The following is a 26562-nucleotide window of genomic DNA, read 5'->3' as shown; positions in this document are numbered from 1 at the left end:
GTGGTGGACGGCCGGCGGACCGCCCTGATCGTCGCGAGCGACGAGTTCGAGCACACCGGGCTGGGCCGGTTGCAGGCGCCGGCCGCCGACGCCGAGGCTCTCGCCGCCGTCCTCGGCGACCCCGACATCGGTGGCTTCCAGGTGCAGGTCGTGCACAACTCGCCCTCGCACACGGTCCAGGCCCACGTCGAGGACCTCTTCGCCGAGGGTCGGCCGGACGACCTCCTGCTGCTGCACTTCTCCGGGCACGGCCTCAAGAGCGACTCGGGCGAGCTGTTCTTCGCGGCCACCAACACCCGGCCGGACCGGCTCGCCTCCACCGCCGTGTCCGCAGACTTCGTGCAGCGCTGCATGCGGGGCTCGCGGGCGCGCAGCATCGTGCTCTTCCTCGACTGCTGCTACGGCGGGGCCTTCGGCGAGGGCGTCGCGGTCCGGGCCGCGGGGCCGGCCAACGTGCTCGACAGCTTCCCGGCCGGCAAGCTCGGTGGCGGCCGGGGACGGGCCGTGATCACCGCGTCCAGCGCGATGGAGTACGCCTTCGAGGGCAGCGCACTCGCGACGGCCGACCAGCGGCAGCCCTCCGTCTTCACGACGGCCCTGGTGGAGGGCCTCAGCACGGGGGCCGCAGACCGTGACGAGGACGGCCTGGTCTCGCTGAACGAGCTCTACGACTACGTGTTCGACCAGGTGCGGGCGCAGAACCCCAACCAGACCCCCAGCCGGGACATCGAGCTGCAGGGTGAGCTCTACGTGGCTCGCAGCCGCCGCAAGCGCATCCGGCCCATCCCGCTGCCCGCAGACCTGCAGGCAGCCGTGCAGGACGGCAACATGTACACCCGGCTCGGCGCCGTCGGCGAGCTGCGGGCCCGGCTGGCGAGCCCCGACCCCGGGGTCGCTCTCGGCGCGCGCGAAGCCCTGGAGGCGGTCGCCCGCTCCGACACGTCCTATGTCGCGGAGGCGGCCCTGGACGCCCTGGCTGCCGCCCCTGCCGTCGCCGAAACCGCCCCTGACCTGACCGGCGCCGACACCTCCACCGGGGCCGACACCTCCACGGCGGCCAGCGCCCCGCCCCGGGCCGAGACCTCGCCCGTGGCAGTGGAGCCGGGAGCGACCGCTTCCGCGCCGGCGTTCCTGGCCGTCCCCACTGCGGCCCCCGCACCTGCGCCGGCGTCCGAGGTCACCCGGGCGCCCGAGGCCACCCCCACGCCTGAACCCACGTCGACCCGCAAGGCCACCCAGCCCCGGGAGGCGACCCCGCGCCATACGGACACGACCGTGTCTGAGGCCGGACCGGTGCCGACGACTCGCGTCCCCGGGCACCGCACCACCGCCGGTCGGACCACCCTCACAGGCGGCGCCCTGGTCCTCGGGTCGGCCCTGCTCCCCGAGTTCGTCTGGGGCGGCACCGTCTTCGGCTTCAAGGGGTGGCTTGGCATCGTGCTGCTCGTCGTGGGGCTCTACGGCGTCGGGTCCGGCTTCGCCGCCCTGGCGCCCAACCCGCTGCGCGACCGCTGGCCCTTCCTCGTGATCGGCACGGGCGTCCTCGCCGCGGTCGGCGTGGTGCTGCTCCTCGATGCGACGTCCGACCTCGGTTCCAGCGACCTCCAGCTCGGCGTCTGGGTCGCCTTGGCCGGCGGCCTGACCACCATCGCGGGCGGAGTCGTCGCGGTGGTCGGACTGCAACAGCGGGTGGACCCGACCGACCCTCGTCCTGCCGCACCGACGGCGTTGACCCGGCTGGTCGGGCACGGGGCCCTGGCGTCCGCGGGGACGATGCTCGCGGCGACCTTCGCGGTGCGCTTCATGCACGACCAACAGGCCCTGGTCGAGCCGTACCTCGTGTGGGCCTGGATCTTCCCCGGACTCGTGGGCCTGGCGGCAGGCATCCTCACGCTCCGCCTGCGGCGGTGGCCGCACGTGGGACCGGCCCTGGTGGTGGGCGCGGCGACCGACGCACTCTGGGGGCTCTGGGACCTGCCTCGCATCTGGAACCGGGAGGGCACCAGCGCCCTGGACAGCGGGTTCTTCCTCGAGCTCTTCGGCCTCGTCGGGCTGGTGGCCGCGGGGGTGGCCGCGCTCGTCTGCCTGCGGCGCCAGCACGACCTGTCCATCACCCGCCCGGCCGGTGGGGCCGTCGCCCTGACCGTGCCGGTGGCCGTCCTGGCGGCGGTTCCCTTCCTTCGCGTCGCGCAGCTGAACTGGGAGGGGTCCAAGGTCGGGGACGCCATCCACGACGTCGCGATGGTGGTCATGGTCGTGGCCGTGGCGGTGCTCGCCGCCATGCTGCGGCCTGGTGCCGTGGCCCGGTTCGCCCTGCTGGGGTGGACCCTCGGCGCGGTCGGCATCGTCGTGGCGTACTGGCGGCTGCTCACGTACTTCGGAGCACCCTTGCTCGGGGTTCCCTACGTCCTGCTTGCCCTCGCCGCGCTGGCCGTGGTGGCCGCTGTCAACCGGCCGTGGGTCCATGCCGACGCCGCCCCGGGTGACGGCACCCCGGCAGACGGCCAGCCCGGCGTCAGCTAGTCCGGCGTCAGCTAGTCCGGCGTCAGCCAGTCCGGCGACCTGCGCATCGGCGTGTGCGGGATGCCGTCCTCGTCGACGAACTCGGCGCCGTCGACGACGAAGCCGAGGGCGGTGTACCAGCCGGTGAGGTAGGACTGCGCGTCGAGGACGACCGGCCGCCCGGCGTACTCCCCCACCGCGGCCCGCACCAGGGCCGCCGCCAGCCCGCGGCCTCGGTGCGACCGCGCGGTCGCCACCCGGCCGATGCGCCACGCGTCGCCGTCGTCCAGCACCCGCAGGGTCGCCACGGGGATGCCGTCTGCCTCGACCCACAGGTGGCGGGTGCCGGGCTCGAGGTCGCGTCCGTCGAGGTCGAGGTAGGCCGCCGCCTGCTCGACGACGAAGACCTCCGAGCGCAGGGCCCAGAGCCGGTATGCGGTGTGCCCGCGCAGCTCGTCGAAGCCCGCCGAGAGCACGTGCAGGTCGGGGTCGCTCATGACAGCAGCAGCTTCTCGAGGCGCCGGGCCGTGCCGACGACGCCCAGGAGCCCGATTCCGAGCAGGTAGCCGAGGTGCCCCAGGACACCCCACCCGACGTCACCCAGCATGAGCGCCCGCTCCAGGGCCACGCCGTGGTAGAGCGGCGTGCACCGGACGACCCACTGCAGGGCCTCGGGATAGGTGGACAGCGGGAAGAAGGTGGCGGAGAACAGGAACATCGGCTGCACGCTGAGGTTGATGAAGTCGAAGTCCACCCACGAGCGCATGAACGTCGTGGCGAACATGCCGACGGCCGCGAAGGCGAAACCGATGAAGACCGCAGCCGGCAGCGCCAGGACGGCCCACCACGACGTGACCGCACCCGCCAGCACCGCCACGACCAGGAAGGCCGCCGAGTACATGGCGCCCCGCATCAGCGACCAGGAGATCTCGCCCACGGCGATGTCGCGCGGCCCCATGGGCGTGGCCAGCACGGCGTCGTAGAGCTTGGCGTAGCGCAGCTTGAAGAAGACGTTGAACGTCGAGTCGAACACCGCACCGTTCATCGCGGACGCCGCCAGCAGCGCGGGCGCCACGAACTGGGGGTAGGACACCACCGCACCGGAGTCGGTGGTGACGGTGTGCACCAGGGCACCGATGCCCACCCCGAGCGAGAACAGGTAGAACACCGGTTCGGCGAAACCCGTCACGAGGGCGATCCAGCCGTGCCGGAACGAGGTGATGTTGCGCTCGACGAGCATCCGCGCCAGCCCGGCCCCGGCGGGCATCGGCACGAGGCGGGCGAGCCGGGACGAGGCGGACGCGCGGGCCGACCCCGGCGCGTGGCTGGACTGGGACGTCGAGGTGCTCACGGGACCAGCCTCTTCGCGAAGGAGCGCTCCGCGAGCCACCAGCCCACCGAGACGTAGGCGCCCAGCACCAGCAGGTGACCCACGAACGGCAGCCACACCACCGCACCCGTGGCCACGTCCCGRCACGCCTCGACGCCGTGCCACAGCGGGGTGACCCACGCGATCGGCTGCATCCAGCCGGGGAGCTGCTCGACCGGGAAGAAGGTCCCGGAGAACAGCATCAACGGCGTGACGACCCAGCGGAAAAGGATGTTGAACCCGTCGTCGCCGTCCTGCCTCGCCGTGAAGGCGAAGATCGGGGTCACAAAGGCCATCCCGGTGAGGACCGCGATCGGCAGGCAGAACGCTGCGCCGACCGACCCGAAGCCACCGAACAGCGAGGCCACCGCCATGAAGATCACGGTCGCCGTCGTGAGGTGCGCCGCCACCGCCAGGAAGTGGCCGCGGAGCACGTCGCGCACGGTCATCGGCGTCGCGAGCATCGCGTGGTAGCCCATGTTCCACTTGATGTAGCCGAGCACCAGGTAGGTCGACTCCCCCATCGCGACCCACATCGACTGGGTGGCGACGATCGCGGGGACGACGAACTGCAGGTAGGGCAGGCCGTCGACTCCCCCGGCCCTGGCGTCGACGAGCGAGCCGAGCCCGACCCCCATGGCCAGCAGGTAGAACAACGGCGACAGGAACCGGCCGACGAGGCTGGCGCGCCAGGTGCGCCTGTAGACGGTCGCGAAGTAGCCCAGGACCGCGAGAACTCGCTCGCCCGTCGCCAAGGGCGGCCGGACGCCGTGCTCGGCCCGGCCCGCCGCGGGGACGCCGGACGCGGACCCGGTGCGCGCACCATCGCCGGGAGCAGGGCCCCGGCTCGGGTTCGGGACGGGGGCGGCCGTCATCAGTCCACCAGCGTCCGGCCGGTGAGGTGCAGGAACACGTCCTCGAGGGTCGCGCGACGCACGAGCGAGGACAACGGCTCGATGCCGCGGGAGTGCACGACGGCCGCAGCCTCGTCGCCGTCGTCCGCGTAGACGAGGAGCCGGTCCGGCAGGACCTCGACCCGCTCACCGATGCCGGTCACCTGCTCGGCCCAGTCCTTGTGGTCCTCGGCGTCGAAGCGCAGCTCGAGCACCTCGCGCGTGGAGTGCTCGTCGATGAGGGAGCGCGGCGACCCCTCGGCCACGATCCGCCCGTGGTCCATGACCACGAGCCGGTCGCAGAGCTGCTCCGCCTCGTCCATGTAGTGGGTCGTGAGGACGAGGGTCACGCCGGACCTCTTGAGTCGAAAGAGCCTGTCCCACAACACATGTCGGGCCTGCGGGTCGAGACCCGTCGTCGGCTCGTCGAGCAGCAGGATCTCGGGCGAGTTGATGAGCGAGCGGGCGATGGTGAGGCGTCGCTTCATGCCCCCGGACAGCGGCTCGACCTTGTCCTTGGCGCGGTCGGTCAGCTGCGCGAACTCGAGCAGCTCGCTCGCGCGGACCCGAACCTCCTTGCGCGACAGGCCGAAGTAGCGCCCGTAGACCCAGAGGTTCTCCTGGACGGTGAGCTCCTCGTCGAGGGTGTCGCTCTGGGGGCAGCTGCCCAGCCGGGCCCGGATCGCCGGTCCGTGCGTCGCAGGGTCCTGCCCGAACAACCGGAGCTCGCCGGAGGTCACCGGCGACACGCAGCCGACCATGCGCATGGTCGAGGACTTCCCGGCGCCGTTCGGGCCCAGGAAGCCGAAGCACTCGCCCTTGCTGACCGCGAAGTCGATGCCGTCGACTGCGGTGAACTCACCGAAGGCCTTGGTCAGCCCGGTGGCGCTCAGCAGGATCTCGGGCGGGTTGCCGGGCAGGGTGTCGGTCACCGTCGCCACGCTACCGACCACGACCGACGCCGCTCATCCCCTTTTGGCGTGGGCCAGCTCGTCGAGCAGGGTCCGGACCAGCTCGGCCGCGGGGAGGTCCCTCGCCCGCGTGTGCCCCGTCCCCGCCCAGAGGTGCACGAGCTCGGCCTCCCCCGTCGCCTTGCCGTGCGCCCGGAGCGGGGCGGTCACGTGGTGGACGTGCGGGTATGCCGCGGGCGCGGCCTCGCTGAACAGCTCGACCCAGGTGGTGTTGAGCGCGCGGGCGCTGCGGCCCGTGAGGGCCCGCGTCACGGTGGTGCCGGTGCGGTGCACCAGGGCGTGGCGGTGCACGTCCGCCGTGCCGGCCTCCGGGCAGCGCAGGAAGGCGGTGCCCAGGGCGGCGGCCACGGCACCGGAGGCGAGGACGTCCGCGACGTCCCTCCCCGACATGAGGCCACCGGCCGCGATGACCGGCAGATCCGTCGCGGCGGTCAGGGCAGCCAGCAACTCAGGGAGGGCGGGCTGCTCGAGGCCGGTGTCGACGGGGCCGCCGCGGTGGCCGCCGGCCTCCCACCCCTGGGCCACGAGCCCGTCGACGCCGAGCTCCTGCGCCCACTGCACCTCGGTGGCCTCGTTGACCGTGACCCACACCTCGACGCCGGCGGCCTGGAGGCGGTCGACGACCTCGGCCGGCGGCCACGCGAACGCAAAGCTGACGACCGCAGGAGCCAGCTCGACGAGCAGGTCGACCTTGGCGTCGAAGAAGTCGTCGTCCCAGCGGGGCCGGCCCAGCTCGACCCCGGCGTCGGCCGCCCACGGACCCAGCAGTTCGGCATACACCGCGGCCTCGCCCACCAGGGCTGGGAGGTCAGGGGACGGCGCAAAGACGTTGACACCGAAGGGATCCGACGTCGCGGCACGCAGGGCTGCGACGTCCTCGCGGAGGCGCTCCGGCGACAGGTAGGCACCAGCGAGGAACGCAAAGGCACCCGCCCCGGACGCAGCAGCCGCGAGCTCGGTGGTGCTGGGCCCGCCCGCCATCGGGGCGAGCACGACCGGGTGGGCGGCCCAGTCGATGCGGGTCACCGCACCGGCCTGCGGTCGACCCCGAGGCGCCGGGACTCGGGGACGTCCATGTCGTCGCACAGGGCCAGCCAGATGGTGCGCGGGGAGTCGCCGCGCTCCAGGGCCTCGAGGACGGTCACGTCACCCAGGGCGTGCAGGTTGTGTCCCCGCGCGAGCGAGGACGCATAGGCGTCGCCGAACTCGTCGTTCATGAGGTCCCAGAACTTGCTGATGCGCACGGGGTGAGTCTAGGCAGGCGCGGCTCCCTATGGCTCCGCGGGCGCTGAGGGTGTAGGCAGGGTGGTGGGCGCGACCGGCGCGTTCGTCACAGAGGAGACCCCCATGTCCACACTGGACAGCGCCCAGCTGCTCGCCGCTCTCGAACCGGTGGTCGAGGAGAACCTCAACCGTCACATCGGGGCCGCGCAGGAGTGGATGCCGCACGAGTACGTCCCCTGGTCGCTGGGGCGTGACTTCGCCGACCTGGGGGGCGACCCGTGGTCGGCGGACCAGTCGCAGCTCTCGCCGATCGCGAGGACGGCCCTGGAGGTCAACCTCCTGACCGAGGACAACCTGCCGAGCTACCACAGGGTGATCGACCAGGCGTTCGGGCGCGACAGCGCGTGGGGAACGTGGGTCAACCGGTGGACCGCCGAGGAGGGACGGCACGCGTTCTGCATCCGCGACTACCTGCTCGTCACTCGTGGCGTCGACCCCGACGAGCTCGAGCGTGCCCGGATGGACACGATGGAGACCGGCTACGACGTGGGAGAGAAGCAGCTGCTCAACATCTGTGCGTACGTGTCGTTCCAGGAGCTGGCCACCCGTGTGTCACACCGGAACACCGGCCGCTACACGCAGGAGCCGATCGCCGAGAAGCTGCTCACGCGGGTCGCCAAGGACGAGAACCTGCACATGATCTTCTACCGGAACCTCGTGCAGGCGGCGTTGGAGCTGACACCGAGCCAGACCATGCGCGCGATCACCGAGGAGGTCGTCTCGTTCCAGATGCCCGGCGCGATCATCCCCAACTTCGGCCGCAAGGCGGCCCAGATGGCGTTGGCGGGCATCTACGACCTTCGTATCCACCACGACGACATCGTGGAGCCCCTGCTGCGGCAGTGGGGGGTCTGGGACCTCGAAGGCCTCGACGCCGACGGTGAGCAGGCCCGTGACGAGCTCGCTGCCGCTGTCGCCTCCCTCGACAAGGAGGCAGCTCGTTTCGTCGCCCGGCGTGAGGAGCGCGCGGCGAAGCTGGCCGCCCGCCAGGAGGCGTAGTCCCGCTGGCCCGGTCACGCGGGGGGTGCGCCTCGTGCGACCGGGGGGTGCGCCTAGTGCGACGCGTCGGCCAGCGCCGCTCCCCCGCGGTCAGGAGACGGCGGCCTCGACCAGCTCCACGACCTTCTTCTCGACGGTGGGCGTCCACGCCTGGAGGGCGTAGGCGATCGGCCACACGTCGCCGTCGTCGAGGTTCGCGGCGTCCTGGAAGCCCAGCGTCGCGTAGCGGTAGTTGAACTTGCCCGCGTTCTGGAAGAACAGGACGACCTTGCCGTCCTCGTCCGCGTAGGCGGGCATGCCGTACCAGGTCTTGGGTGACAGCTCCGGCGCGTGGGTGGTCACCGTGACGTGCACCCGCTCGGCCAGCGCGCGGTCCTCCGGCGACATCTCGGCGATGCTGTCGAGGACTGCCTGCAGGCCGTCGGCCTTCTTGGCGCCCTTCCTGCCCTCGGCGCGCAGCTCGGCGGCGCGCTCCTTCATGGCGGCGCGCTCCTGCGCACTGAAGCCTTCGGTCACGGTCTGGTCCTTGGTGGCGGGCATGGTCCCTCGCCTCCCCTTCTCGGAGTCTGCCGCCTCGGCGCGGTGCCGGGCTGATGCCCCAAGGCTAGGTCGGGGCAGGAGCGGGGCGCTTCTCGATTCCTGACCTCCTGCTGTCGGTGGGGGGTGAGAGGCTGTTCCCCTCATGGCAGGCAAGCCACCCGACGTGCTCGACCGCTTCTCCCCCGCCACCGCGGAGTGGTTCAGGAGCTCCTTTCGCGAGCCCACGGCCGCCCAGGCCGGTGCGTGGGACGCGATCAGCTCCGGCCACCACGCGCTGGTCGTGGCCCCGACGGGTTCGGGCAAGACGCTGTCGGCGTTCCTCTGGGCGCTCGACCGCCTGGCCGCGCAGCCGCCGCCGGACGACAAGCTCAAGCGCTGCCGGGTCCTGTACGTCTCCCCGATGAAGGCCCTCGCGGTGGACGTCGAGCGCAACCTGCGCTCGCCCCTCGTCGGCATCGGCCACGCCGCCACCCGCCTGGGCCTGACCCCGCCCGACATCACCGTGTCCGTGCGGTCCGGCGACACCCCGGCCGCCGAGCGCCGCGCCTTCGCCCGCACGCCGACGGACGTGCTGATCACGACGCCCGAGTCGCTCTTCCTCATCCTCACCTCGCAGGCACGCGAGGCGCTGGCCGGGGTCGAGACGGTCATCCTCGACGAGGTGCACGCCGTGGCCGGCACCAAGCGCGGCGCCCACCTGGCCCTGTCCCTCGAGCGGCTCGACGCCCTGCTCGAGCGTCCGGCGCAGCGCGTGGGGCTGTCGGCCACCGTCGAGCCCGTCGACGAGGTCGGGCGCTACCTCGCCGGCGGCCGTCCGGTCGAGATCGTGCGTCCCGCGTCGACCAAGGAGTGGGACCTCGACGTCGTCGTCCCCATCGCCGACATGTCGGCCCTGGGCGAGGTCGTCGAGGGCGACCTCTCGGGCCCCGCCTCGGGCGCCGAGCGCCGGGCCTCGATCTGGCCACACGTCGAGGAGCGCATCGTCGACCTCGTGGCGTCGCACCGCTCGACACTCGTCTTCGCCAACTCCCGACGCCTCGCCGAGCGACTGACCAGCAGGCTCAACGAGATCTGGGACGAGCGCCTCGAGACGATGCGTGCGCTCGAGGGCGACACGCCCGCCGGTCCGCCCGACCGGCAGGCCTCCTCCGCCCGCACCCCGGCCCAGGTGATGGCCCAGTCCGGCGCGTCGGCCGGGGCCCCGGCCGTGCTCGCCCGCGCGCACCACGGCTCGGTCAGCAAGGAGCACCGCCAGCTCATCGAGGAGGACCTCAAGGCCGGTCGGCTGCCCGCCGTCGTCGCGACGAGCAGCCTCGAGCTCGGCATCGACATGGGCGCGGTCGACCTCGTCGTGCAGGTCGAGTCCCCGCCCTCCGTGGCGAGTGGGCTGCAGCGGGTTGGCCGGGCGGGGCACCAGGTGGGCGCGGTGTCCAGAGGCGTGCTGTTCCCCAAGTTCCGCGGCGACCTGGTGCAGACCGCAGTCGTCGTCGAGCGGATGCGCGCTGGGGCCATCGAGTCGCTGCGCGTCCCCACCAACCCGGTCGACGTGCTGGCGCAGCAGGTCGTGGCGATGTGCGCGCTCGACGAGTGGACCGTCGACGACCTCGAGTCCGTGGTCCGCAAGGCCACCCCGTTCGCGTCGCTGCCTCGCTCGATCCTCGAGTCGGTGCTCGACATGCTGTCGGGGCGCTACCCCAGCGACGAGTTCGCCGAGCTGCGCCCGCGCATCGTCTGGGACCGCGTGACCGGCACCCTGACCGGTCGGCCGGGTGCCCAGCGCCTCGCCGTGACCTCGGGTGGCACCATCCCCGACCGCGGCCTGTATGCCGTGTTCCTCGCCTCCAGCGAGGGTGCCGGTCGCAGGGTGGGCGAGCTCGACGAGGAGATGGTCTACGAGTCCCGGGTCGGCGACGTGTTCACGCTCGGCACGTCGACCTGGCGGATCGAGGACATCACCCACGACCGGGTGCTCGTCACGCCCGCACCGGGGGTGCCGGGTCGGCTGCCGTTCTGGAAGGGCGACCAGCAGGGCCGTCCGGCCGAGCTCGGGCGGGCCGTCGGCGCCTTCGTGCGAGAGGTGGTGGGCCTGTCCCCCGCCAAGGCACGCGCGCGCGTCGAGGCGGCGGGGCTCGACGAGTGGGCCGCCGACAACCTGCTGGCCTACCTGACCGAGCAGCGCGAGGCCACCGGCCACGTGCCTGACGACCGCACCCTCGTGGTCGAGCGGTTCCGTGACGAGCTGGGTGACTGGCGCGTTGCCGTGCACTCGCCGTTCGGCGGCCAGGTGCACGCGCCCTGGGCCCTGTGCGTGTCGGCGCGCATGCGCGAGCGCTTCGGCGTCGACGTGCAGGCGATGCACGGTGACGACGGCATCGTCTTCCGGCTGCCCGACCTCGAGTTCGAGGACGGACGCGGGGTGGGCGCCGAGCTGCTCGAGCTCGTCACGCTCGACCCCGACGAGGTGCACGACCTCGTGACCGCCGAGATCGGCGGGTCGGCGCTGTTCGCGTCCAGGTTCCGCGAGTGCGCCTCGCGCGCCCTGCTGCTGCCGCGGCGCCGCCCCGACCGTCGGCAGCCGTTGTGGCAGCAGCGCCAGCGCGCCGCCCAGCTGCTCGAGGTCGCCAGCCAGTACGCCTCCTTCCCCATCGTGCTCGAGACCGTCCGCGAGTGCGTCCAGGACGTCTTCGACGTCCCGGGGCTCGAGGCCCTGATGAGGTCCGTCTCCTCACGCGAGGTGACGCTGGTCGACGTCGAGTCGCGACAGCCGTCGCCGTTCGCGCGCTCGCTCATGTTCGGCTACGTCGCCCAGTTCCTCTACGAGGGCGACTCGCCCCTCGCCGAGAAGCGCGCGGCGGCCCTGGCGCTCGACCCGACCCTCCTGGCCGAGCTGCTCGGCCGTGGCGAGGGGCTCTCGCTGCGCGACCTGCTCGACCCCGAGCAGGTGACCCGCACCGAGCACGAGCTCCAGCGACTCGTGGCCGAGCGCGCCTGCCGCGACGCCGAGGACGTCGCCGACCTGCTGCGCGTGCTGGGTCCGCTGTCCCTCGCCGAGGTGCAGCGACGCTCACGGGACGACCTCACCCACAAGGAGATCGGCGGCTGGCTGGTCGACCTCGAGGGCGCTCGCCGGGTCATCCGGGTGCGCATCGCCGGTGAGGAGCGGTGGGCTGCGATCGAGGACGCGGGCCGGCTCCGCGACGCCCTCGGCTGCTCGCTGCCGGTGGGTGTCCCCCAGGCCTTCACCGAGCCCGTGCCCGACCCGCTCGGTGACCTCGTGGCACGGTTCGCGCGCACGCACGGCCCGTTCCCGGTGGCGACGGTCGCGCAGTGGTGGGGCGTGGGCCCGGCCGTCGCGCTCGACGCCCTGCGGCGGCTCGTCTCCGCGGGCCGGCTCGTCGAGGGTGAGCTGCTCCCCACCGAGAACGGCGGCGGCAGACACGGCCTCGACTACTGCGACGCCGAGGTCCTGCGGATGCTCCGGCGCCGCTCGCTCGCGGCACTGCGCGCCGAGGTGGAGCCGGTCGCCTCGGTCGAGCTGGCCCGCTTCCTGCCCCAGTGGCAATCCGTGGGCGGCGGACTGCGCGGTCGCGAGGGTCTGGTGCGAGCGGTCGAGCAGCTCGCGGGCGCCCTGGTCCCGGCCAGTGCGCTCGAGACCCTGGTCCTGCCGAGCCGCGTCGTCGACTACTCCCCTGCCCTCCTCGACGAGCTGACCAGCAGCGGCGAGGTCCTGTGGCGGGGGCACGGCTCGCTGCCCGGTGACGACGGCTGGGTGTCCCTGCACCTGGCCGACACGGCACACCTGACGCTGCGGGCGCTCGACGACGCTGCACTCTCCGAGACCGAGCAGTCCGTCGTCGACGCGCTCTCCGGCGGTGGCGCCTACTTCTTCCGCACCCTTGCCGACGCCGTCGGCAGCACCGACGACGAGCAGCTGGTCACCGACCTCTGGTCCCTGGTCTGGCGCGGCATCGCGAGCGGCGACACGATCGCGCCGCTGCGGGCCCTGCTCGGCGGGGGCCGCACGGCCCACCGGCGCGCGTCGTCCGGTCCGCGCACCACCCGGTATGCCGGTCGCCGAGGCTCCCTCGGTGCGTTGTCGGGCCAGCGTGGGCTGGGTCGGGCCACCATGCCCACCCGCACGGGTCCACCGACCGGCGCAGGTCGCTGGTCGCTGCTGCCCGAGGTCGAGCCCGATGCGACCGTCCGGGCGTATGCCACCGCAGAGGTGCTCCTCGACCGCTATGGCGTGGTCACCCGCGGCTCCGTGGTCGCCGAGGACGTGACCGGCGGGTTCGCCGGGGTCTACCGCGTGCTGGCCGCTGCCGAGGAGTCGGGGCGGGTTCGCCGGGGCTACTTCGTCGAGTCCCTGGGGGCTGCCCAGTTCTCGACGACCGGCGCGGTCGACCGGCTCCGTGCCGGGGCGAGGCCACCCGGCGAGGACCCCGACGCCCGGCCGGGTCCGGCCCTGGTGCTGGCCGCGACCGACCCTGCGAACGCCTACGGTGCTGCCCTGCCCTGGCCCGACCGCCCCGGCGGCGACGCGCCCGAGGCCCTCGACCAGGTCGACCTCTCCACCACTGGTTCAGGCCCAGCGAAGGCCTCGGACACCAGCGCGCGCGCGGCCAAGCGAGGGCACCAACCTGCCCGCAAGGCCGGCGCCCTCGTCGTGCAGGTCGATGGCGAGCTGGTGCTCTACGTCGAGCGGGGCGGCAAGACCTTGCTGTCGTGGACCGACGACGCCGGACGCCTGCAGAGCGCGGCCGATGCGCTGGCGCTCGCGGTCCGGGAGGGCGCCCTCGGGCGGCTCACCGTCGAGAAGGCCGACGGGGGTGCGCTGCTCGGGTCCGGGCACCCGCTGGTGCAGGCCCTGGCCAACGCGGGCTTCCACGCGACACCCCGCGGGCTCCGGCTGCGTCGGTGATGGCGACGGGAGCGGTGACGGCGAGGGCAACGGTCATGGCGACGGGTCACGGTGACGCTGGGAACGGCTTCGCGATGGGGGCGCCTCGTGCCTGAGGGCGACACGGTCTGGCGCACGGCCCACCGGCTGCACCTGGCGCTGGCCGGCGAGCCGGTCGTGCTCAGCGACCTGCGCTTCCCCGAGGTGGCGACCCACGACCTGCGTGGCGCCACGACCCTCGAGGTGGTCAGCCGGGGCAAGCACGTCCTGCACCGCTTCGACTCGGGCGTCACCCTCCACTCGCACCTGCGCATGGAGGGTCAGTGGCGCGTCGAGCACGCCGCCGAGACGGGCAGGTGGCTGCGGCGCGACGACCTGCGCGCTGCGGTGGGCACCAGCAGGTGGACCGCGCTCGGCCTGCGGCTCGGCATGCTCGACCTGGTCCCCACGGCTTCCGAAAGCACCCTCGTGGGCCACCTCGGTCCCGACCTGCTCGGGCCCGACTGGGACGCCGCCGTGGCCGCCGCACGACTCGGCTCCGCCGACACCACCATCGGAGCCGCCCTGCTCGACCAGCGCAACCTCGCCGGGGTGGGCACGCTCTGGGCGGCCGAGTCGCTGTTCCTGGAGCTCCTGCACCCGTGGACGCCGGCGGTCGACCTGTCGGCCGACGACGTCGCACGACTGGTCGACCGCGTCCACCGGCTCATCACCCTCGCCAAGGACCACGCGATCCAGGCCAGCACGGGTATCCGTCGCAAGGGCGAGGAGAGCTACGTCCATGCCAGGTCCGGGCGACCGTGCCGGCGGTGCGGGGCCACCGTACGGGTGGCGATGGTGGGTCCCCCGACGCGGGAGCGGACGATGTTCTACTGCCCCGGTTGCCAGGGCGGTCTCGGGGCCACCGACGACGGCCGCCCGCAGCGACCGCTCGGTTCGTCCCGTGGCCGGGCCACGCCCTACCGGCGGGCCTGACGGCTGCGGCTGATGATCTCCTCGACGATGTCGCCCTTGGCGTCGGCGTAGTCCTGGACGTACCGCCAGGGGCGGCTCGCGAGCTCGCGCTTCACCGCGGCATACCGGTCCCGGTCGTCGTCGTGGGACCGCAGCCAGTCACGGAAGCCCAGCATCCGCGCGATCTCGTCGGCGCCGAGCTCCGGTGAGAGCACGTGCAGGTTGATGCTGTGCGGAGCGCCCTCGTCGACTCGCTGGTAGAGCACCCGGTGCTCGAGCCACTCGGGCTCACGGATCCGCAAGGAGTAGCCGATGCCCTCGAGTGCCGGCACGTAGGCGGCCTCGTCGGCGGAGTCCGGGACCTGCAGCAGGATGTCGATGACCGGCTTGGCCGGCAGACCCGGCACCGACGTGGAGCCGACGTGGTCGACGGCGAGCGCGGTGGAGCCCAGCGCCTCGCGGATCCTGCGGGCGTCATCGTCGAAGAGGTCTGGCCAGTCGGGGTCGGGCTCGTGCAGGACGACGGGCACGGAATACGGCTCGGGCCGTCCGGCGACGAACGGGTCGGGCACGACCACCAGGGGGTCAGGCCGCCGAGGCGGAGACGACCTGAGGCAGCGGCAGCGACACCGGAGCGGTGAGGGCCTCGGTCTCGGCCACCCTCTCGGAGACCTGGCCCAGCACCTCGGAGAGGGGCAGGTGCAGGGCGCCGCAGATGGAGGCGAGCAGCTCGGACGAGGCTTCCTTCTCGCCGCGCTCGACCTCACTGAGGTAGCCGAGCGACACCGACGCGGCCGCGGAGACCTCGCGCAGGGTGCGCCCCTGTGACTGCCGCTGCTCACGGAGGACGTCACCGAGTTCGCGACGAAGCAAGATCATGACGCCTCCTTCAGTGCCTCGTTGGCTCGAGAGCCGGGATCGGTACGGGACCACGTTACCCCGACGCCCTGACGCGGCGCGCGCAGGATTCGGGAAACACGCGACACACCCGTCAACGTCCGCGAGGTGTCGGATCTTCCGTCCCACGCACCACAGCGGCCACGAGGTCGAGGGCTGCCGCCACCGCCTCGTGCCGGATGCCCAGCCGGTCCCCCGCAAGGGCCAGCCGACGCACGGCCACCTCGCCGTCGCGGGCGGCCGCCACGAACACGGTGCCCACGGGCTGCCCGTCCTGCGGGTCTGGTCCCGCGACCCCCGTGGTGGCGACGCCCACGTCGGCACCGAGCGCCGTGCGCACCCCGACCGCCATCTGCCGGGCGACGTCCTCGTGGACCGCCCCCTCGCGCGCCAGCAGGTCGGGGTCGACGCCGAGCACCTGCGCCTTGAGGTCGGTCGCGTACGCCACGACGGCTCCGCGGACGACGGCCGAGGCGCCGGGCACGTCCGTCAGGGCCGCACAGAGCAGCCCGCCGGTCAGGGACTCGGCGGTGGCGATGCTGAGCCCTGCCCGCCGCAGGGCCTGCACGACCTCGGCACCCGAGCTCATCTGCTGCGGGCGGCCCGTCGGGCGCGCTTCATGGCGGAGCGCTCGCTGGTCTGCCTCATCCGCAGCGCCTTGACCACGATGTCGAGCCCGGTCACGACCGTCACGATGACGGCCAGGCCCAGCACGACGGTCGCCGCGAGCTCCCAGGCGTCGGCACCGGGCAGCGACGACAGGGGCATCGTGAACAGCAGCAGACCGAAGAACTGCAGCGCCGTCTTGACCTTGCCGCCGCGCCCGGCCGGCATCACCCCGTGCCGGATGACGAAGAACCGCAGCACGGTGACGCCCCACTCGCGCACGAGCACCAGGATCGTCACCCACCACGGCAGCTCACCCAGCACCGAGAGCCCCACGAACGCCATACCCATGAGGGTCTTGTCCGCGATCGGGTCGGCGATCTTGCCGAAGTTGGTGATCAGCCCGTGCTTGCGCGCGAGGTCACCGTCGACCCGGTCCGTGGCCGTGGCGACGGCGAGCACCGCCGCGGCCCACCAGCGCATCCCGGCATCGGCTCCGCCGTCGGACAACAGCAGCCAGCCGTAGACGGGGACCAGCAGGATCCGGGCCATGGTGAGGGCGTTCGCGATGTTCCAGCTGCTCGGGGCCGGGGTCGGCACCGGGGTGGCGGCCGGGTCCGGCGCCGGGGAAGACTCGCTCAGCACGGCTCGGCCACCAGGTCGATGCCCTCGGTCGCGACGACGACGGCGCGCACGAGGTCACCCACGGCGATGCCGGGAAACGCCAGGGGGTCCAGCAGCGTGACGCCGTCGACGTCCGGGCCCTGGTGAACCGCGCGCCCGACGACCATGGAGTCGTCGTCGGAGTCGTCATCGTCGTCGGAGTCGTCGGACGCGGCCGGGTCGCCCGCCCCCGCCACGGCGGGGACGGACTCGACGAGCACCTCGACGGTCTCGCCGATGCGCTCCTCGGCGCGCTGGAGGTTGAGCTCCTCGATGAGCGCCGTGAACCGCGAGACCCGCTCGGCCACCACGTCGTCAGGCAGCTTGTCGCCGTAGCCCTCGGCCTCGGTGCCATCCTCGTCGGAGTAGCCGAAGACGCCGACCACGTCGAGCCTGGCCGCGACGAGGAACGCCTCGAGCTCGGCCAGGTCGTCCTCCGTCTCACCGGGAAAGCCGACGATGACGTTGCTGCGGATGCCGGCCTTGGGGGCACGGGCCCGCACCTGCTCGAGCAGCTCCAGGAACGCCTCGCGCCCGCCGAACCGGCGCATCGAGCGCAGCAGCGGCGCCGACGCGTGCTGGAAGGAGATGTCGAAGTAGGGCACGACCCCCGGCAGCGAGGCCATCGCGTCGAGCAGGGCGGGGCGGATCTCGGCCGGCTGGAGGTAGGACACCCGCACGCGCTCGATGCCGGGCACCGCGGTCAGCTCGGGCAGCAGCTTCTCGAGCAGGCCGATGTCACCGAGGTCCTTGCCGTAGGACGTGGAGTTCTCGCTGACGAGGAACAGCTCCTTGACGCCGCGCTCCCCCAGCCACCTGGCCTCGGCCACGATGTCGGTCGGCCGCCGGGAGACGAAAGCGCCGCGGAACATCGGGATGGCGCAGAAGGCGCACCGCCGGTCGCAACCGCTCGCGATCTTGAGCGGAGCCCACGGCCGGCCGTCGAGCCGGGCCCTGATGACGCGGGGACCCGACGCGGGCACCGGGCCCTCGATGGTCACGTCGGCGGGAGCGACCGCCCCGGTCCCCGACGACTCCTCGGGCGACGTGGGGTCGCCGTGGGCGCCGTGGCCCGGGATGGCCACACCGGCCGCACCCTGTTGGCGCTCCACGGGTGACAGCGGCAGCAGCTGGCGGCGGTCGCCGGGAGTGTGCGAGGCGGGGGCGTGACCGTCGAGCACGGCCCGCAGGTGGCTCGACATGTCGGCGTAGGAGTCGAAGCCCAGCACGGCGTCGGCCTCGGGGAGCTCGTCGGCCAGCTGCTGGCCATAGCGCTCGGCCAGGCAGCCGACCGCGACGACCTTCTGCGTCCTGCCCTGGCCCTTGCGTGCCGAGGCCTGCAGGAGCACGTCGATGGAGTCCTTCTTGGCCTGCTCGACGAACCCGCACGTGTTGACCACGGCCACGTCCGCGTCGTCGGCGTCGTCGACCAGCAGCCACCCCTCGGCAGCCAGGCGGCCGGCCAGCTCCTCCGAGTCGACCTCGTTGCGGGTGCACCCCAGGGTCACCAGGGCCACGCTGCGCTGCGCCGTCGAGCTCATGCCTCCACTCTACGGGTGGGTAGCGTGGCGCCATGACCACCGCGAGTGCCGCCTCCGCCGTCCCCGAGCCGGGCGCCCACGCCGACCGCATCGCTGCGCTGCTGTCCAGCCACCCGGTGTTCGACGGCCACAACGACCTGCTGTGGGAGGCCAGGACCAGCGTCGGCTACGACTTCGACCGCCTCGACGTCGGCGCCGGGGGCACCCCCACCCACACCGACCTGCCGCGGATGCGTCAGGGGGGCCTGGGGGCGCAGTTCTGGTCGGTCTTCGTGCCCGCGTCCCTGGCGGGTGACGACGCGGTGAGTGCGACCCTCGAGCAGATCGACGCCGGCCACCAGCTCGTGGCGAGGTATGCCGACCAGCTCGCGTTCGCGCGCACCTCCGAGGAGGTGCGTGGCGTGTGGAGGCAGGGCCGGATCGCCTCGCTGCTGGGGGCCGAGGGCGGCCACTCGATCAACAGCTCCCTCGCGACGCTGCGGATGCTGCACGTCCTCGGCGTGCGCTACCTGACGCTCACGCACAACAGCAACGTGCCCTGGGCGGACTCGGCCACCGACGTCACGGTGCACGGCGGGCTCTCCGCCTTCGGTGTCGAGGTGGTTCGCGAGATGAACCGGATCGGCATGCTCGTGGACCTCTCCCACGTGTCGGCCGACACCATGCGCGACGCCCTGCGGGTGGCGCAGGTGCCGGCGATCTTCAGCCACTCCTCGGCGCGAGCCGTCTGCGACAGCCCGCGCAACGCACCGGACGACGTGCTGGAGTCGCTGCGCGACAACCGCGGCGTCTGCATGGTCACCTTCGTCCCGACGTTCGTCAGCCCCGCCGCCGCGGCGTGGCGGGCCGAGCTCAACGAGGTCGCGGCGGGCGAGGGCATCACGCCTGCAGACGCCGACGCATACCAGCGGTTCTACGACGACTACGCCGCGCGCACGCCCGCTCCGAAGGCGAGCCTGGACGACGTGGTCAAGCACATCGAGCACGTCCGCGAGGTCGCGGGCGTCGACCACGTGGGCCTCGGCGGTGACTACGACGGGGTGGCCGAGCTGCCCCAGGGTCTGGAGGACGTGACGGGCTATCCGCGGCTGCTGGCCGCCCTCGCCGACCGCGGCTGGTCGGACGACGACCTGGGCAAGCTCACCAGCGGCAACATCCTGCGCGTCATGGCCGAGGCCGAGGAGGGCGCCCGCGCCCTGCAGGAGCAGCGCGGACCGAGCCTGGCCACGATCGCGGAGCTCGACGGCGACCGGGCGGCACCTGCTGCCGGTGCCGGAGGCTGACCGACGCGAGCCGGAGCAGGCTAGTGGCGCCAGCGGCTGATGGTCAGGCCGACGACGCGGGCGATGATCAGCGCGACGTACATGACGCCCGCGACCTGCTCGATGATGACGACCGAGCGGGCGTGCGGCAGCACGGCCGTCACGTCGGACAGGCCGACGCTGGTGAGGTTCGCGAACGAGAGGTAGAGCAGCTCGAGGAACGTCCGTGGCCCCTCGCCCTGGAACGCGATGAACGACCCGGGCCAGACGATCTGCACGACGATGAAGACGTAGGCGAACGCCCACGACACCACGGTGAAGTTGGCCCCCACCGCGAAGATCTCGTCCCTCGTCACCCACGAGTCGTCGAAGAGGTACCGCACCAACCCGTAGGCCGTGTAGAAGTAGAACACCGCGTGGAACGTCGCCGACAGCAACGCGATCGTCGTGTTGCCGGGGTCGAAGCCCTCCATGACCGTGAGGATGATGACCGGCACCCCGAGCAGGATYGCCACCCAGGTGAGCGCGGGGGTGGCTCGCACCGCATACACGGCCACGGCCAGCACCAGGGCACCGAAGACGCCGAGGACCGTCCGGCCGACCGGGGTGTCCCCGGCGAACGGGTAGGCGAGGACGGCGACGAGCTGGGCCCCCAACAACACCCCTGACGGGTGCTCCTTGACGTGCTCGAACCACTGCGGCATGCCGACCACCCTAGGGACTCGACGCCCCTCCCGCGGCCACGACCACGCCGCGGGAGCGTCAGGCGGTGATGCGGCTGACCCGCAGCGTGCGGGACGCCACGAGCGCTGCCAGGCTGGCGCAGCCGGCCATCACGATGGCCATGGGCACCGCCGAGCCCGACCCCATCGCCCCGATGAGCGGCGCTGCGGCGCCCCCGATGACGAACTGCGAGGCACCGAGCATGGCAGCAGCGGTGCCTGCGGCCTCGCCGTGGCGGGTGAGCGCCAGGGCCGGGGTGTTCGGCAGGGTCATGCCACAGGCGAACAGCAGGAACCACAGCGGCAGCAGGATGAGCGCGAGCCCGCCGACGCCGGTCGCAGCCGCGGCCAGGAGCACCAGTGCCGCCGTCGCGCCGATCGTCACACCGGTGCGGACCAGCTGCCGCGGCTGGAACCGCCGCAGCAGGAACGGGTTGAGCTGCGACCCGGTGAGGAAGCCGAGCGAGTTGACCCCGAACGCGATCCCGAACTGYGCCACCGACAGCCCGTAGATGTCCTGCAGGACGAACGACGAGCCGCCGATGTAGGAGAAGAGCGTCGCGAACATGAGCCCGCTGATGAGCACCAGCCCGACGAACGTGCGGTCGCGCAGGAGGCTGGCGTAGGTGGCGATGACCGACCGGAAGGCCAGCGGCCGGCGCGCGTGCTCCGGCAGCGTCTCGCGCAGCGCCAGCGAGGCGAGGGTCACCATGAGGACCCCCGCCACGGCCAGGATGACGAAGACGCCACGCCAGGACGTGAGCTGCAGGATGGCGCCGCCGAGGGTGGGTGCCAGCACCGGGGCGAGGCCCATGACGAGCATCAGGCGGGACAGCATGGTGGCCGCAGCCGTGCCGGAGAAGAGGTCGCGGACCATGGCCATCGCCACGACTGCCACTGCAGCGTTGCCCAGGCCCTGGATCGCGCGGCCGACGGTGAGCAACTCGATGGTCGGCGCGAAGGCGCAGAAGACCGAGGCGGCGATGTGCAGAGCCAACCCGGCGATGAGCGGGCGACGTCGGCCAATGGCGTCCGCGAGCGGTCCGACGAGCAGCTGGCCGAGGCCCATCCCGAGCAGGATGCCGGTGAGGGTGCCCTGCACCGCGGACTCCGAGGCGGCCAGGTCACGGGTGATCGACGGCAGCGCCGGCAGGTAGGTGTCGATGGTCAGCGGCCCGATGGCGATGAGCGCACCGAGCACGAGGACGAAGCGCACGTACGACCGACCCGTCGGTGCCACGGGCGCGGAGTCACGCGCCGGGGAACGAAGGGCAGGAACGGCAGGAGTGGCAGGAATCGTCTCGGGGGCGGCAGTCACGTTGGCGCAACGACGAGAGACCCGGGATCCATTCCGGCCCGTGCCCCTCGTCTTGGAAACTCTACGAACACAAGGCCACGGCCCTCGCCGAGTCCGTGCCGGTCAGCTCACGTCCGTGCGGGCCAGCTCAGTCCCTGCCGGTCAGCTCCCAGGCGTCCTGCGAGACCTCTTCCTGCTCGTACCCCGCCAGGCCGCGCGCGACGGGGTCGTTCGCGTACCGCGGGTCGGCGCCCACGGCATACCCACCGGTCCGCACCTCGTCGGTGTGGTCGGTGGAGTCGTCGGTGACCAGGGCCGCGCCGTCGAAGACCGGCTCCTCGGCCGGGACGCCCGGCACCTCGTCGCCGCGCATCAGCGCCAGCGTCATCGGCAGGTCGTCGGGCTTGACGAGGACGTCGCGGGCCTTGGAGCCCTCGGAGGGACCGACGACACCACGCGACTCGAGCAGGTCCATGAGCCGGCCCGCCTTGGCGAAGCCCACCCGCAGCTTGCGCTGCAGCATCGACGTCGACCCGAACTGCGTCGTGACCACGAGCTCGGTGGCCTGCAGCAGCAGGTCGAGGTCGTCGCCGATGTCGTCGTCGATCTGCTTCTTGGCCGCGACGACCGTCACGTCGTCGCGGTAGTTCGGCTTGAGCTGCTCGGTGACGTGCTTGACCACCTGCTGGATCTCGGACTCCGTGACCCAGGCGCCCTGGACGCGCATGGTCTTGGAGGCGCCCATGGGCAGGAACAGCGCGTCGCCCTGGCCGATAAGCTTCTCGGCTCCGGGCTGGTCGAGGACGACCCGGCTGTCGGCGAGGGACGAGGTCGCGAAGGCCATGCGCGACGGCACGTTGGCCTTGATGAGGCCGGTGACGACGTCGACGGAGGGGCGCTGGGTGGCCAGCACGAGGTGGATGCCCGCCGCGCGCGCGAGCTGGGTGATGCGGACGATCGACTCCTCGACGTCGCGCGGGGCCACCATCATGAGGTCGGCCAGCTCGTCGACGATCACGAGCAGGTACGGGTAGGGGTGGATCTGCCGCTCGGACCCCGGGAGCGGCTTGACCTTGCCGGCCTTGACGGCCTTGTTGAAGTCGTCGACGTGCTTGAACCCGAACTGGGCCAGGTCGTCGTAGCGGGTGTCCATCTCGCGCACGACCCACTGCAGCGCCTCGGCGGCCTTCTTGGGGTTCGTGATGATCGGGGTGATCAGGTGCGGGATCCCCTCGTATGCGGTGAGCTCCACCCGCTTCGGGTCCACGAGGACCATGCGGACCTCGTCGGGCGTGGAGCGCATCAGGATCGAGGTGATCATCGAGTTCACGAAGCTGGACTTGCCGGCGCCGGTGGCTCCCGCCACGAGCAGGTGCGGCATCTTGGCGAGGTTGGCGATGACGTAGCCACCCTCGACGTCCTTGCCGACTCCCATGACCATCGGGTGGTCGTTGCCGCGAGCGGCCTGGCTGCGCAGCACGTCGCCGAGGCTGACCTTCTCGCGGTCGGCGTTCGGGATCTCGATGCCGATCGCCGACTTGCCGGGGATCGGGGACAGGATGCGGACATCGGCCGACGCCACGGCATACGCGATGTTCTTGGACAGCGCGGTGACGCGCTCCACCTTGATGCCGGGGCCCAGCTCGACCTCGTAGCGGGTCACCGTCGGGCCGCGCGAGAAGCCGGTCACCTGGGCGTCGATGTCGAACTGGTCGAGCACCTGCGTGAGCGACTCGACGACGCGGTCGTTGGCGGCGCTGCGGGTCTTGTGCGGCGAGCCGGGCTCGAGGAGTGCGTTGTCGGGCAGCGTGTAGGTGATGTCGCCGGCGAGCGCCAGCTGCTCCACCCGTTGCGGCAGCGGGGTCGTCGGCGGCGCCTCGAGGGCGGCCTTGACCTCGATCTTGGGGGTCCGGCCGGCTGGTGCGTCGGCGGCGCCGCCGGTCGCCCCCGGTGCGAGGACCCCGGGAGCGGTCGGGCGCTTCTCGCCCGGACGCAGCCTGCGCCCGTCAGGAGCGACCACGGCGGCCTGCTCGAAGGCCTCGTCGCCGTCCATCGGGCCCTCGGGCTCGATGACACGACGGCGGCGCTTGGGCTTGTCATCGACGGCGTCGGTGTCGTCGGCCTCGGGGGCGCCACGGTGCAGGAGGTGGTCGCGCAGCTCGGCGAGCCGCTGCGGGATCATGTGGACCGGGGTCGCGGTCATCACGAGCAGGCCGAACAGGCCCAGCATGAGCAGGATCGGGACGGTGCCGTAGACGGAGACCGCCGCCTCGATGGGGCTGGAGGCGAGGAAGCCGATGATCCCGCCACCGTCACGCATGCCGTCGGCGCCCTGCGGCGGCGTGGGGATGCCGGCGGCCACGTGGGCCAGGCCGGACGCGGCGAACGCGAGTGCCCCGAGACCGATGCCGATACGGGAGTTGGCGCCGTCGTCCTGGGGCGCGCGCAGCAGCCGGATGCCGAGGAAGAGCAGGGCCAGGGGCACGGCGTACGCGACCCGCCCGAAGGTGCCGGCGACGACCGCGTGGATGACGTCACCCACGGCACCGTCGAGCGCCCACCACTCGCGGGCCGCCACGACGATGGACAGGCCGATGAGGAAGAAGCCGACGCCGTCGCGGCGGTGCTCCGGCTCGAGGTCGCGGGCGCTGCTGCCGACCCGGCGCACGGCGCCGCCGGCGACGTGCGCCATGCCCATCCACGTCCCGCGCACGKCGCGCAGCGGCAGGGGCAGTCCCCCACCGGTGGTCTTGCCGCGGGCAGGGGACTTGCGGGGCGCGCTGGACCTGCGGTTGGCAGGCCGGGTCGCAGTGCTGCGTCGCGGGGCCTGACCTCCCGTGGAGCGCGTCGAGGTGGACGGACGTGTCGCCATGGTCGCAGGCTACGCGAAGGTCACTTCGGAAACACGCGTCACACGCGTTACAGGCACCAGGAATGTGCCCGGCAGGCACGGATCGCCCCGTCGCGACAGGTGGCCGTTATGTCCGCAGATCAGCCTCGGCCGAACGGTCGACGTGCCCGCGGAGATCGGCCATATCGCGCCCACACCCATTCTCCCGGAGGGACACGGGTGAAACGCTGAGCCTGCGTCTGGCGGGGCCTGCGCCGACGGTCACCACCATGGCCGTCGGCGCAGGCGCGCAGAAGGGGGATTCTCCGCGCGAAGACGCCTGGCGTCGGCGCCCCGTCAGACCTCCTCCAGGGCCGTCGGGCATCCCGGACATCTCAGATGCCGGGAAGGAGCGCCCGAGTGCTGGATCGGGGCGACGTCCCGCCGCTACCCTCGACGACAGGTCATGAGTGTCAGCGCGAAGCCCCGGCTTGCTGACCAGCAACCCTCCTCCGCGGTGGGGTGCTCCGGGTGACGACCGGGTCGCCTGCACGACGCAGGCGGCAAGCGCGGACTCGCGACCAACCGGCTCTCACGGTCTCGGGTCCCACCCGGACCAGGAGCTGCCCCACATGTCGATCGCCAGCACACCCCCGACGCCGTTTCGCCGCACGGCTCCCCTCGCCCACGCCAGGGCCCTGGGGGCTGACGGCCACCGCGACCACCTGCGTGCGGTCCCCGCGCCGGGCACGGCCCCCGCGCTGCCGCCCGTGGTGTCCGAGGCCCTGGCCGTCCCGACCCTGCACGGCACGGTCGACTACGCGAACTTCGACCACGCTGCCTCGACGCCGGCGCTCGTCGGGGTCAAGCGGGCGGTCGACACCGCCCTGCGCACGTACTCCTCGGTGCACCGGGGCAACGGCTACGCCTCGCGGGTGACGAGCGCGTGGTACGAGCAGGCTCGTGACGAGGTGCGCACCTTCGTCGGGGCGCGCGAGTCGGACGAGGTGGTCTTCACCCGCAACAGCACCGACTCGTTCAACCTGCTGGCACGCGCCCTCCCCCGCGACACGGCCGTGTTCGTCTTCGAGACCGAGCACCACGCGGCCCTGCTGCCCTGGCCCGCGGCTCGCACCCACCGCCTCCCGGTGCCGGGCAGCGTCCGTGACGCCGAGGCGATCCTGCGGGCGGCGTTGCGGCGCAACCACTCCCGCCACCGCCTGGTCGTCCTCGCCGGCGCCTCCAACGTCACGGGTGAGATCTGGCCGATCCGCCAGCTGGCTGCAGTCGCCCGCAAGGCAGGCGCGCGCGTCGTGCTCGACGCGGCGCAGTACGCCCCCCACCGCCCGGTCGACCTCGATGACCTCGGCGTCGACTACGTCGTCCTGTCCGGGCACAAGCTCTACGCGCCGTTCGGTGCCGGCGTGCTCGCCGGCCGTCGCGACTGGCTCGACGCTGCAGCGCCCTACCTCGCCGGTGGTGGCGCGACCCGCCTGGTGACCGAGCGCGGCGTGGTCTGGCAGGAGGGCGCGGCGCGTCACGAGGCCGGGAGCCCCAACGTCATCGGCGCCGTGGCCCTCGCGGCCGCCTGTCACGCCCTGCGCACCCACGCCGAGGCGATAGAGGCCCACGAGGCGAGCCTGGGCCGAGCCCTGCTCGACGGGCTGAGGGCCATCGACGGCGTGGAGACCTACTCGCTGTTCACGCCCGACCACGAGCGCGTGGCCGTGGCGACCTTCACCGTCGACGGCGTCGACTCCTCGCTCGTGTCCACCGTCCTGGCGGCCGAGCACGGGATCGGCGTGCGGGACGGCAAGTTCTGTGCGCACCTGTGCGTGGACGCGCTGCTCGAGACCGACCCGACCGACCCGTATGCCGAGGGGCCCGCGACGGCGGTCCGCGCCAGCGTGGGGCTCGCCACCACAGCGGCCCACGTCGAGCGGCTGCTCGCCGCCGTCGCGGACCTCGCGGCGCACGGGCCGGCGCACGACTACGAGCTCACCGCCGACGGCTGGGTCGTCGATGACGACCCCCGGGACGCCCTGCCGACTCGGCCCTGGTAGCCGGCGCGGGGCCAGCCCTCGCTCACCCACACCCGGCCACACGCCATACCGGCCCGGACACACAGGTCCGCCCCCGGGCGAACCGGAGGCGGACGGTGGATGGGACGTGGCTGGGCCCGGGCGATCAACGTCAGTCGATCAGTGGGCCCAGTTGTGACGGCCGTCGGTGGGCCGGGAGTCGGCGCCGAAGTACCACGCGGCGACGGGGAGGGCGATCAACAGAACCAGTGCGATGAAAGTAGCCATGGCAGTAATTGTGCGCGCAGTCG

Annotated in this window: 21 protein-coding genes and 1 riboswitch; of the genes, 6 read left to right on the top strand and 15 right to left on the bottom strand. The window is 72.6% G+C overall.

The window, feature by feature from the left end:
- Positions 1-3: 3 nt before the first annotated feature.
- Positions 4-2523, top strand: a complete 2520-nt coding sequence (locus tag AC1DV7_RS09815; protein ID WP_477596934.1) for a caspase, EACC1-associated type — start codon at positions 4-6, stop codon at positions 2521-2523.
- An 11-nt stretch (positions 2524-2534) separates the two neighbouring features.
- Here the strand turns inward: AC1DV7_RS09815 and AC1DV7_RS09810 are convergent, their stop codons facing one another.
- Genes AC1DV7_RS09810 through AC1DV7_RS09785 form a run of 6 tightly spaced genes read right to left on the bottom strand, consistent with a single transcriptional unit; the run spans position 2535 to position 6979 of the window.
- The gene (locus AC1DV7_RS09810) at positions 2535-2999 is read right to left on the bottom strand and encodes a GNAT family N-acetyltransferase (protein ID WP_477596933.1); all 465 of its coding nucleotides are present in this window, start codon (positions 2997-2999) and stop codon (positions 2535-2537) included.
- Complete coding sequence (locus AC1DV7_RS09805) at positions 2996-3853, bottom strand: ABC transporter permease (RefSeq protein ID WP_477596932.1); 858 nt, start codon at positions 3851-3853, stop codon at positions 2996-2998. Before AC1DV7_RS09805 ends, AC1DV7_RS09810 begins: the two co-directional genes overlap by 4 nt.
- Positions 3850-4746 (bottom strand): ABC transporter permease, encoded by an 897-nt coding sequence (locus AC1DV7_RS09800; protein WP_477596931.1) that lies wholly within the window; start codon positions 4744-4746, stop codon positions 3850-3852. Before AC1DV7_RS09800 ends, AC1DV7_RS09805 begins: the two co-directional genes overlap by 4 nt.
- Positions 4746-5696, bottom strand: a complete 951-nt coding sequence (locus AC1DV7_RS09795) for an ABC transporter ATP-binding protein (protein ID WP_477596930.1) — start codon at positions 5694-5696, stop codon at positions 4746-4748. The genes AC1DV7_RS09800 and AC1DV7_RS09795 overlap by 1 nt, the downstream gene beginning before the upstream one ends.
- Positions 5697-5729: 33 nt before the next feature.
- Positions 5730-6761: a nitronate monooxygenase gene (locus AC1DV7_RS09790; RefSeq protein WP_477596929.1), complete on the bottom strand. Its 1032-nt coding sequence runs from the start codon at positions 6759-6761 to the stop codon at positions 5730-5732.
- The gene (locus tag AC1DV7_RS09785; RefSeq protein ID WP_477596928.1) at positions 6758-6979 is read right to left on the bottom strand and encodes a DUF3046 domain-containing protein; all 222 of its coding nucleotides are present in this window, start codon (positions 6977-6979) and stop codon (positions 6758-6760) included. The genes AC1DV7_RS09790 and AC1DV7_RS09785 overlap by 4 nt, the downstream gene beginning before the upstream one ends.
- A gap of 103 nt (positions 6980-7082) precedes the next feature.
- On the opposite strand from AC1DV7_RS09785, the gene AC1DV7_RS09780 reads away from it, so the two are divergent.
- The gene (locus AC1DV7_RS09780) at positions 7083-8018 is read left to right on the top strand and encodes an acyl-ACP desaturase (protein WP_477596927.1); all 936 of its coding nucleotides are present in this window, start codon (positions 7083-7085) and stop codon (positions 8016-8018) included.
- A gap of 90 nt (positions 8019-8108) precedes the next feature.
- On the opposite strand, the gene AC1DV7_RS09775 is transcribed toward AC1DV7_RS09780, so the two are convergent.
- Entirely contained in the window at positions 8109-8558 is a 450-nt protein-coding gene (locus tag AC1DV7_RS09775) for an iron chaperone (protein WP_477596926.1), read from the bottom strand.
- A gap of 142 nt (positions 8559-8700) precedes the next feature.
- Between AC1DV7_RS09775 and AC1DV7_RS09770 the strand changes: the two genes are divergently transcribed.
- Complete coding sequence (locus AC1DV7_RS09770) at positions 8701-13479, top strand: ATP-dependent helicase (RefSeq protein ID WP_477596925.1); 4779 nt, start codon at positions 8701-8703, stop codon at positions 13477-13479.
- An 87-nt stretch (positions 13480-13566) separates the two neighbouring features.
- The gene (locus AC1DV7_RS09765) at positions 13567-14433 is read left to right on the top strand and encodes a DNA-formamidopyrimidine glycosylase family protein (RefSeq protein WP_477596924.1); all 867 of its coding nucleotides are present in this window, start codon (positions 13567-13569) and stop codon (positions 14431-14433) included.
- Here the strand turns inward: AC1DV7_RS09765 and AC1DV7_RS09760 are convergent.
- The 5 genes from AC1DV7_RS09760 to rimO all read right to left on the bottom strand — a co-directional run bounded on the left by AC1DV7_RS09760 (position 14418) and on the right by rimO (position 18119).
- Positions 14418-14984 carry a GrpB family protein gene (locus AC1DV7_RS09760; protein WP_477596923.1) on the bottom strand — a complete coding sequence of 189 codons (567 nt, stop codon included), beginning with the start codon at positions 14982-14984 and terminating at the stop codon, positions 14418-14420. The genes AC1DV7_RS09765 and AC1DV7_RS09760 overlap by 16 nt on opposite strands.
- Positions 14985-14997: 13 nt before the next feature.
- A complete protein-coding gene (locus AC1DV7_RS09755) occupies positions 14998-15291 on the bottom strand; it encodes a helix-turn-helix domain-containing protein (RefSeq protein WP_477596922.1) in 294 nt (97 codons plus the stop codon).
- A gap of 112 nt (positions 15292-15403) precedes the next feature.
- A complete protein-coding gene (locus AC1DV7_RS09750) occupies positions 15404-15898 on the bottom strand; it encodes a CinA family protein (protein WP_477596921.1) in 495 nt (164 codons plus the stop codon).
- Positions 15895-16560 (bottom strand): CDP-alcohol phosphatidyltransferase family protein, encoded by a 666-nt coding sequence (locus AC1DV7_RS09745; protein ID WP_477596920.1) that lies wholly within the window; start codon positions 16558-16560, stop codon positions 15895-15897. The genes AC1DV7_RS09750 and AC1DV7_RS09745 overlap by 4 nt, the downstream gene beginning before the upstream one ends.
- On the bottom strand, positions 16554-18119 hold the full coding sequence (gene rimO / locus AC1DV7_RS09740; RefSeq protein WP_477596919.1) for a 30S ribosomal protein S12 methylthiotransferase RimO: 1566 nt from the start codon (positions 18117-18119) through the stop codon (positions 16554-16556). The genes AC1DV7_RS09745 and rimO overlap by 7 nt, the downstream gene beginning before the upstream one ends.
- 32 nt (positions 18120-18151) lie before the next feature.
- Between rimO and AC1DV7_RS09735 the strand changes: the two genes are divergently transcribed.
- The gene (locus tag AC1DV7_RS09735; RefSeq protein WP_477596918.1) at positions 18152-19402 is read left to right on the top strand and encodes a dipeptidase; all 1251 of its coding nucleotides are present in this window, start codon (positions 18152-18154) and stop codon (positions 19400-19402) included.
- A 20-nt stretch (positions 19403-19422) separates the two neighbouring features.
- On the opposite strand, the gene AC1DV7_RS09730 is transcribed toward AC1DV7_RS09735, so the two are convergent.
- From AC1DV7_RS09730 to AC1DV7_RS09720, 3 genes are all read right to left on the bottom strand, one after another.
- Positions 19423-20085 carry an ion channel gene (locus AC1DV7_RS09730; RefSeq protein WP_477596917.1) on the bottom strand — a complete coding sequence of 221 codons (663 nt, stop codon included), beginning with the start codon at positions 20083-20085 and terminating at the stop codon, positions 19423-19425.
- A gap of 58 nt (positions 20086-20143) precedes the next feature.
- Positions 20144-21343: a multidrug effflux MFS transporter gene (locus tag AC1DV7_RS09725; protein WP_477596916.1), complete on the bottom strand. Its 1200-nt coding sequence runs from the start codon at positions 21341-21343 to the stop codon at positions 20144-20146.
- A 205-nt stretch (positions 21344-21548) separates the two neighbouring features.
- Positions 21549-24272: an FtsK/SpoIIIE family DNA translocase gene (locus AC1DV7_RS09720; RefSeq protein ID WP_477596915.1), complete on the bottom strand. Its 2724-nt coding sequence runs from the start codon at positions 24270-24272 to the stop codon at positions 21549-21551.
- 420 nt (positions 24273-24692) lie between these two features.
- Positions 24693-24806: riboswitch (SAM riboswitch) on the top strand.
- Between the two features lie 56 nt (positions 24807-24862).
- Here AC1DV7_RS09720 and AC1DV7_RS09715 point away from each other — a divergent pair.
- Positions 24863-26293, top strand: a complete 1431-nt coding sequence (locus AC1DV7_RS09715; protein WP_477596914.1) for an aminotransferase class V-fold PLP-dependent enzyme — start codon at positions 24863-24865, stop codon at positions 26291-26293.
- Positions 26294-26562 lie beyond the last annotated feature (269 nt).

Source organism: Pedococcus sp. P2_E4 (genome assembly GCF_056403935.1).
The sequence above is the reverse complement of the archived record's forward strand: the minus strand, read 5'-3'. Positions and strand labels throughout refer to the sequence as shown.

What these genes read in the sequence shown, in the direction of transcription:
- AC1DV7_RS09750 (WP_477596921.1), bottom strand. Translation starts at nt 15,898, where the DNA reads ATGAGCTCGGGTGCCGAGGTCGTGCAGGCCCTGCGGCGGGCAGGGCTC.
- AC1DV7_RS09715 (WP_477596914.1), top strand. Translation starts at nt 24,863, where the DNA reads ATGTCGATCGCCAGCACACCCCCGACGCCGTTTCGCCGCACGGCTCCC.
- AC1DV7_RS09810 (WP_477596933.1), bottom strand. Translation starts at nt 2,999, where the DNA reads ATGAGCGACCCCGACCTGCACGTGCTCTCGGCGGGCTTCGACGAGCTG.
- AC1DV7_RS09755 (WP_477596922.1), bottom strand. Translation starts at nt 15,291, where the DNA reads ATGATCTTGCTTCGTCGCGAACTCGGTGACGTCCTCCGTGAGCAGCGG.
- rimO (WP_477596919.1), bottom strand. Translation starts at nt 18,119, where the DNA reads ATGAGCTCGACGGCGCAGCGCAGCGTGGCCCTGGTGACCCTGGGGTGC.
- AC1DV7_RS09735 (WP_477596918.1), top strand. Translation starts at nt 18,152, where the DNA reads ATGACCACCGCGAGTGCCGCCTCCGCCGTCCCCGAGCCGGGCGCCCAC.
- AC1DV7_RS09780 (WP_477596927.1), top strand. Translation starts at nt 7,083, where the DNA reads ATGTCCACACTGGACAGCGCCCAGCTGCTCGCCGCTCTCGAACCGGTG.
- AC1DV7_RS09775 (WP_477596926.1), bottom strand. Translation starts at nt 8,558, where the DNA reads ATGCCCGCCACCAAGGACCAGACCGTGACCGAAGGCTTCAGTGCGCAG.
- AC1DV7_RS09770 (WP_477596925.1), top strand. Translation starts at nt 8,701, where the DNA reads ATGGCAGGCAAGCCACCCGACGTGCTCGACCGCTTCTCCCCCGCCACC.